The 7,686-nt window shown below is 48.8% G+C and carries 3 protein-coding genes; all 3 read left to right on the top strand.

Annotation, left to right across the window (positions count from 1 at the left end; all coding sequences use genetic code 11):
- Positions 1-4,946, top strand: a 4,946-nt coding sequence (locus tag AS151_RS19250; protein WP_139240792.1) for a cadherin domain-containing protein, incomplete at its 5' end; no start/stop codon positions are given.
- A gap of 361 nt (positions 4,947-5,307) precedes the next feature.
- Positions 5,308-6,855, top strand: a complete 1,548-nt coding sequence (locus AS151_RS19245; RefSeq protein WP_071518696.1) for a DUF4347 domain-containing protein — start codon at positions 5,308-5,310, stop codon at positions 6,853-6,855.
- Positions 6,782-7,686: Ig-like domain-containing protein (locus AS151_RS19240; protein ID WP_170861458.1), on the top strand; the 905-nt coding region annotated here is incomplete at its 3' end. The genes AS151_RS19245 and AS151_RS19240, both read left to right, overlap by 74 nt.

The raw sequence follows: 7,686 nt of genomic DNA, 5'->3' as shown, positions 1-7,686 counted from the left end.
CCAAAACCATTACCATCGATGTCACGCCGCAAAACGACCCGCCTACAACATCTAACAACACCATCACCATCAACGAAGATAGCAACCATACCTTTAGTGAGAGTGACTTTGGCTTTAGCGATGCCGATGGGGATGCTTTAGATTCCATCACCATAACCAGCCTGCCAAGCAACGGTAGCCTGCAACTCGATGGTAGCGACGTCACCGCAGACCAGGAAATTGCTGCCGACCAGATTGACAAATTGGTATTTACCCCAGATGCGGATAAAAATGGGGATAGCTATGCCAACTTTGATTTCACTGTCAACGACGGTACGACAGATAGCGAAGCCAAAACCATTACCATCGATGTCACGCCAGTCAACGACCCGCCGCAAATAGAAACCAATACCGGTACTAGCGTCGAAGTTGGCAGTTCCGTTCCCATTACCAATAGCGAACTCAACGAAGGCGACCCGGATAGCGATGGCGACGAACTTACCTATCAAGTAACAACGCCAACCAGCAACGGCACTTTGTTTCTGGATGAAAACGGCGATGGTGTCTTGAACGCTGGCGATACAGAAATCGGAAATGGCGGTACCTTTACCCAAGCTGATATTGATAGCGATAAGCTAGCCTACCAACATGATGGTTCTTCCACCAATCCCGATAGCTTTGGCTTCTCCCTCAGCGATGGTGACAACTCGGTAGGAGGCGAGTTTAGCTTTGCCATTGATGCAGAAGGAAATGACCCGCCGGCTTTGCTGGTCAATGAAGGAACAACTCTGGATGAGGGGGGTTCCGTCGTTGTGGGAAACGATAAACTCAACGAAGGCGACCCGGATGACGACGGTGACGAACTCACTTACGAAGTTACCGAAACCACTAACAACGGCACTTTATTCTTAGATGAAAACAGCAACGGTACGCCAGACAGTGGCGAGGAACTGGAAAATGGCGATACGTTTACCCAAACTGATATCGACGATGGCAAGCTAGCTTACCAACATGACGGTAGCGAAACTCCCAATACTGATAGTTTTGACTTTTCCCTGGCAGATGGTGGCGAAGATGGGGCCACCCCAGTGACAGATACGTTTGATTTCACCATCAACGAAGTCAACGACCTGCCGGTGATAGACTCCGATAACTTTGCTCTGAATGAAAATAGTCCTCCAGGAACAGTGGTGGGTACGCTAACGGCTACCGATGCGGAAAACCAACCGCTACAGGATTGGACCATCAATAACAATCCCGACCCCGATGGCGATGGTACGCCGGCGTTTGCCATCAATCCGGAAACTGGAGAAATTACTGTTAACGACCAAGACGACCTGGATTTTGAAAATACACCGAACTTCGATCTGGAAGTACAGGTCAGCGACGGTCAGGGAAAGAGCAATCCACAAACCATCCCCATTCAACTCAATAATGTGAGCGACCCTACGGTCGATCCGGACCAAAACTTTGCTATTGATGAAAATAGCAGCGAAGGAACCCCAGTTGGTCAGGTAACGGCGACCAGCCAGGATGACGAACCGCTACAGGATTGGAAGATTCAAAACAATCCCGACCCGGATGGGGATGGTACGCCAGCTTTTACCATCGATCCGAATACTGGGGAAATTATTGTTGGCGACCAAGACGATTTGGATTTCGAGGAGACGCCTAGCTTCGATCTGCAAGTACAGGTCAGCGATGGTACCACGTTTAGCGACCCGGAAACGGTGACGGTCAAACTTAACGATGTGGTCGATCCCAGCATCAATCCAGATCAAGTTTTCGAGATTTTTGAAAATAGCGAAGCAGGTACCTCTGTCGGTTCGGTACAGGCTACCGACCAAGATAACGATCCCTTACAAGACTGGCAGATTAGCGGTGGCAATGTTGATGTAGACGGCGATGGTAATTCAGCGTTTGCGATCGCTCCCGATACTGGGAAAATTACCGTGAACGACCAGGATGATGTGGATTTTGAAAATACGCCTAGCTTCGATTTGCAAGTGCAGGTTAGCGATGGCAAGCAAACCAGCGACCCCGGTCGAGTAACGGTTAATCTTAAGGATGTGAGCGACCCAGAGGTCGATCCGAATCAAGCTTTCAATCTGAATGAAAACAGTCCTAAAGATACTGTGGTGGGTACGGTGACTGGCAGTACCACCGATGGCAGCTTGCAGGATTGGACGATTAAAAACAATCCCGACCCGGATGGGGATGGTACACCGGCGTTTCGCATTGACCCGGATACTGGGGAGATTGTGGTCAACGACCAAGGTGACTTGGATTTTGAAACCCAAAACAGTTTCGATCTACAAGTACAGGTCAGCGATGGCACCAAAATTAGCGACCCGGAAACGGTGACGGTGAATCTCAATGATGTTAGCGACCCCAGTGTCAATCCCAATCAAACTTTTGCTGTGGATGAAAACAGCAGTGAAGGCACTTCTGTGGGTCAGGTGGTGGCAACGACCACCGATGACGAACCGTTACAGGATTGGACGATAAAAAATAATCCCGACCCGGATGGGGATGGTACGCCGGCGTTTAGCATCAATCCCGATACTGGGGAGATTGTGGTCAATGACCAAGATGACCTGGATTTTGAAAGCAATTCTAGTTTCGATTTGCAGGTACAGGTTGGCGATGGTACCAAGGTCAGCGACCCGCAGAAGGTGACGGTGAATCTCAACGACCTGGCAGAAACCTCGCCGGAACCAGCGAACAATCCTCCCAGCATCGACCATGTGGATATAGAAGCTACGCCGGATGCCGATGGTGCGATCGCGTTAGATACTCAATCCTTTACCGATGTCTATTCTGACCCAGAAAATTCGCCATTAGGCAGCATTCGCATTGATTCGCTACCGGAAAACGGGACTTTGTTCCTTGGTGGCGAACCAGTAACCGCCGGACAAGCGATCGCTTCTGCCGATATCGGGAAGGTAAGCGTGGAACCCGATAGCGACTTTACCGGAACCCTGGAATTTGACTGGAATGCTTCTGATGGGGAACGGTTTGCTCTGTTTGGCAAAACCTTTAGCATCGATGTTGGCGAACCTGTGGCGATTGATAGCGAAGCAGGGGAAGATGTAGAAACGCCATTTAATACCGCGATCGCACTGGAAGATATTGCCATCGACGCTTCCCAGAACGGCAACATCACAACCACCCTCAGCACCAACAACGGAACCCTCACCTTGGGAACCACCAACGGTCTCACCTTCACCCAAGGAGACGGCGACGGCGACCCGCAGATGGTTTTCTCCGGTTCGGAAGAAGCGGTCAATACAGCTTTAGCAAGCCTAACATTTACTCCCAATGATGGCTTTGTGGGAGAAGCTTCCCTGGAAGTAACAGGCAGCAGCGGCACTGCCACCGATACCGATAGCATCAATATTCAGGTATTAGATTCGGTCGGCGGTGACATTCACGATGACTGTCAAATCAATATAACCATACCCGCAGTTCCCCAACTTCCCCCAGATGCCTTTACCGGATTTCCTAGCATCGATCGCACCACCGGGATAGAAACAGACGAAACCATCACCGGTAGCGACAGCGACGACGTTCTCCTGGGAAATGCCAGCCGCAACGAACTGCAAGGCGGTCTCGGCAACGATTTCCTCCTCAGCAACCAAGAAGACGACTTTTTGATAGGTGGGGAAGGCGACGATACCTTCCATGCCGGTCGCGATCGCGATTTGGCTTTGGGAGAAGCCGGAAACGACACCATGCTAGGAGATATGGGAGACGATTCCCTCAGCGGTGGCGAAGGTGACGACGCTTTGGCAGGTGGCAACGGTTCTTCCGTATCCGAGGCTGACGGTAACGATTTGCTGGTTGGCGATGGCGGTCAAGACCTTCTGTTTGGCAACCGTGGCAACGACACCTTGTTGAGTGGTACCGACGACGATACCCTACGCGGCGGTCGTCAGGATGATTGGCTAGTTGCTGGCAGTGGCGACGATGTGGCTTTTGGCGAACTCGGCAACGATTCCCTCAGCGGTGGCGAAGGCAACGACGTCTTAACCGGTAGCAATGGTTCTACTTTGACCAACACAGACGGTGACGATTTACTGGTTGGTGATGGCGGCGAAGATGTTCTGTTTGGCAACCGCGGCAACGATACCCTGTTTGGTGGCGAAGGTGACGATACCCTGCATAGCGGTCGTCAGGATGACTGGGTAATTGGCGAAAGCGGCAACGACGTTTTATTTGGGGAACTCGGCAACGATTCCCTCAGCGGTGGCGAAGGCAACGATGCTTTGACCGGCAGCAACGGTTCTCCCTTCACCGAAAACGATGGTAGTGATTTGCTACTTGGCAACGAAGGGGAAGATACCGTATTTGGCAATCGCAGCAATGATACCTTATTTGGCGGTGAAGGCAACGACCTTCTCCACGGCGGCCGTCAGGATGACCTGGTGGTTGGCAATGCTGGCGATGATGTCGCTTTTGGGGAACTCGGCGACGATAGCCTCTTCGGTAAAGATGGCGACGATACCCTGGTTGGCGATAATGCTGGCGATAGCAATGCACACGGAAACGATTTCATCTGTGCTGGGATTGGCGACGATTTGGCGTTTGGTTCCCAGGGAATGGATTCCCTCCACGGCGGCGATGGTAACGATACTTTGTTCGGCGGTGAAGATGGAGATACCCTCCTTGGCGACGCTGGCAACGATATTTTGCTTGGCGATGTCGGTAATGACTGGTTGTTCGGTGGCGAAGGCAGCGATGATTTCGTTCTTTCGGCAACCACTGGGGTGGATACAATTGAGGATTTCACCGATGGTGTGGATGCGGTGGCGTTGGCTGGTGGCTTGCAATTTTCGCAGCTGACTGTCACGGAAACCGATACTGGTGCTACCATTGCCTTAGGAGAACAAATTCTGGCCAATCTCCTGGGGGTACAAGCTAACAATCTCACAGAGGAAGATTTTCGGGAGTTTTCCGGTCTGTAGGGACGAAAATGGCATTTTTGCCATGCAATTGTCCTTGCCAAAAAGATAAACGCAATTTCCCAATCTGCCGAAACAAGTTTGATGGGAAAAATTCTATAGGGGTAGCTACTTTGGTTCTACTCCTATATTTGTCTTGATACGTTTATGTAGATGATTGTAGAAACTGCATACCTGCTATGGAAGATCGCTATAAAACTTTGTAGAGAGCTACACATGCCACCAGTGCTTTTTCTCCCAGTTCGATAAGCTCACTGTAAAATGAAAAATACTCCCTACTAGGGATTTTCTTAATGGTCACCTGTAAGCTTTTTCTTGCCTTTGATTGTATAACCTCAACCCAGACTACTACCCAAATACGATCATGATTGCAATCGACCGCATAAGTCCGGCAAAAACTGCAGAAGGAAATTTGGACGATCGCGCGATCGCTTTTATTGACCCAGCGGTAGAAAACTACCCACAATTGCTTGCTGGGTTGCTTCCTGGCATTACGCCGATTGTTTTAAAACGCGATCGCGATGGCATCGAGCAAATTACAGAAATTTTATTGGCAGCCGCTTCTCAAAAATCGCCAAATCACTATCAAGCCATTCACTTAATTTCTCACGGGGCCGCTGGTTGTTTGAATTTGGGAAATACTCGCCTCACTTTAGAAACCTTACCGCAATACAGCCAGCAGTTGCAGCAATGGCGTCAGGCGTTGGTTACCAATGCCGACCTGTTGATTTACGGCTGTAACGTAGCGGCTTTTCCCCCAGAAACCAGCAATGGGATTCATCCTTTCCTCCTTCGACTTCACCAACTCACCCAAGCCAACATAGCTGCCAGCAATCGTTTTACAGGCAATTCGAGCAAGGGAGGCAACTGGCAGCTAGAAATACAAATTGGTCGCATCACCCATGGTTTGGCTTTTTCCCAAAAAGTACAACAAGAATATGCTGGTATATTGGCAAATATCACCGTAACCAATACCAACGATGACCTCAACGGTTCCACTACCAGCATTACCGATTTACAAAACAATCCTGGTGTGGATGGCATTAGTTTGCGGGAAGCCATTGCAGCAGCCAACAATACAGCGGGTGCCGATACAATTTTATTGGCTTCTAGCGTTACTGGTTCGATTGTACTGGATGGTAATCCACTACAAATTAGCGATGATTTAACCATTGACGGACCGGGGGCAAGTTATTTAAAAATTGATGCGAATAACACCTCTAGAGTTGTTTCAGTAACTGAAGATGTGCCTGTCACCCTTGAAGGGATTACCATTACAGGCGGTTTAACTTCTAGCGGTGGTGGTGGTATCTACAGCGTTGGCAACTTAACCCTGGAAAACAGTGTGGTTACTGGGAATACCATATCTGGAGGAGAATTCGCCGATGGCGCTGGTATCTACATTCAAAACAGCAATTTAACAATTCTCAACAGTGTCATCTCTTCTAATACTGGCAGCGATTCTGTTGGTGGTGGTATTGCGGTTCGGGGAGATGGAACCGTTACGATTTCCAATAGCACCCTTTCTGAAAACACCTCCGTAGTGGGTGGTGGTCTTTCAGTTCAGGGAAATGGAGATATTACGATTTCCAATAGTAGCATTTTGGCAAATACCTCGGGAATTGGCGGTGGTATTTATATTAACGGCAATGGAAACGCCACAATTACCAACAGCACAATCTCTGACAATAGCACAGATGTTTCTAATGTTGAGACTAGCCATGGTGGTGGTATTGCCATTCAAGAAAGTGAAAACATCACCATTACCAATAGCACCATCTCTGGAAATACAGCTGGCGGCAGCGGTGGTGGCATATCTATTCTATCTATTAATAACAATGCAAGCAGTAGCATTCTCAATAGCACCATCTCTGGAAATAAGCGGTGGTGGCATATCTATTCTATCTATTAATAACAATGCAAGCAGTAGCATTCTCAATAGCACCATCTCTGGAAATACAGCCGGCGACAGCGGTGGTGGTATCGATATTATCGGATATTCTTTCGACAGTATTCTCAATTTAGCTCACGTAACGATTGCTGAAAACGAATCCACAAATGGTGGCGATGGATTAAATAAAAATGATGGAGGAACCGTTAATGCTTCCTATAGTTTAATTTCTAATAATGGAGATTTCAATATTAGTGGGGTATTGGATAGCGACAATCAAAATGTAACAGACGATTTGGGAAATAACCTTGCTCCCCTGGCTGACAATGGCGGTCTCACACAAACCCATGCTTTGTTACCAGGAGCAACCAATGCCATCAACCAAACTACTGACAGCACCATCGGAGAAGACCAACGTGGCGAATTTCGCGACGACCAACCCGACATTGGTGCCTTTGAATTTGATGATTTGCCGGTTGCCAACGAAGATACGTTTTCCGTCGTTGAAGATAGTTCTGCAAATGAGTTGGCAGTAACCGGTAACGATACTTTTGGATTGAACGGTGCTGCTTCTGGGGAAATTATAATTACTACAGTGCCTAGTAACGGTAGTGCAACTGTCGATAACAACGGTACGCTGAACGACCCCACCGACGATGGCATTGTCTATACGCCGAATCCCGATTTTGATGGCGGCGACAGTTTTGTTTATCAGATAGAAGATGGCAACGGCGATACAGACACGGCAACAGTTTCGGTCACGGTTACTCCCATCAACGACCCACCCAGCCTTCTTAACAATCCCCTCACCGTTGATGAAGGCAGTAGCGATGCCATTGATGCTACTTTTCT

This window comes from Geitlerinema sp. PCC 9228 (assembly GCF_001870905.1).
Classification (GTDB): domain Bacteria; phylum Cyanobacteriota; class Cyanobacteriia; order Cyanobacteriales; family PCC-9228; genus PCC-9228.
This window is presented reverse-complemented; position numbering and strand designations above follow the sequence as displayed.

Bases quoted from the DNA above. Each gene is read 5' to 3' on its own strand.
- AS151_RS19245 (WP_071518696.1), top strand. From the start codon at position 5,308: ATGATTGCAATCGACCGCATAAGTCCGGCAAAAACTGCAGAAGGAAAT.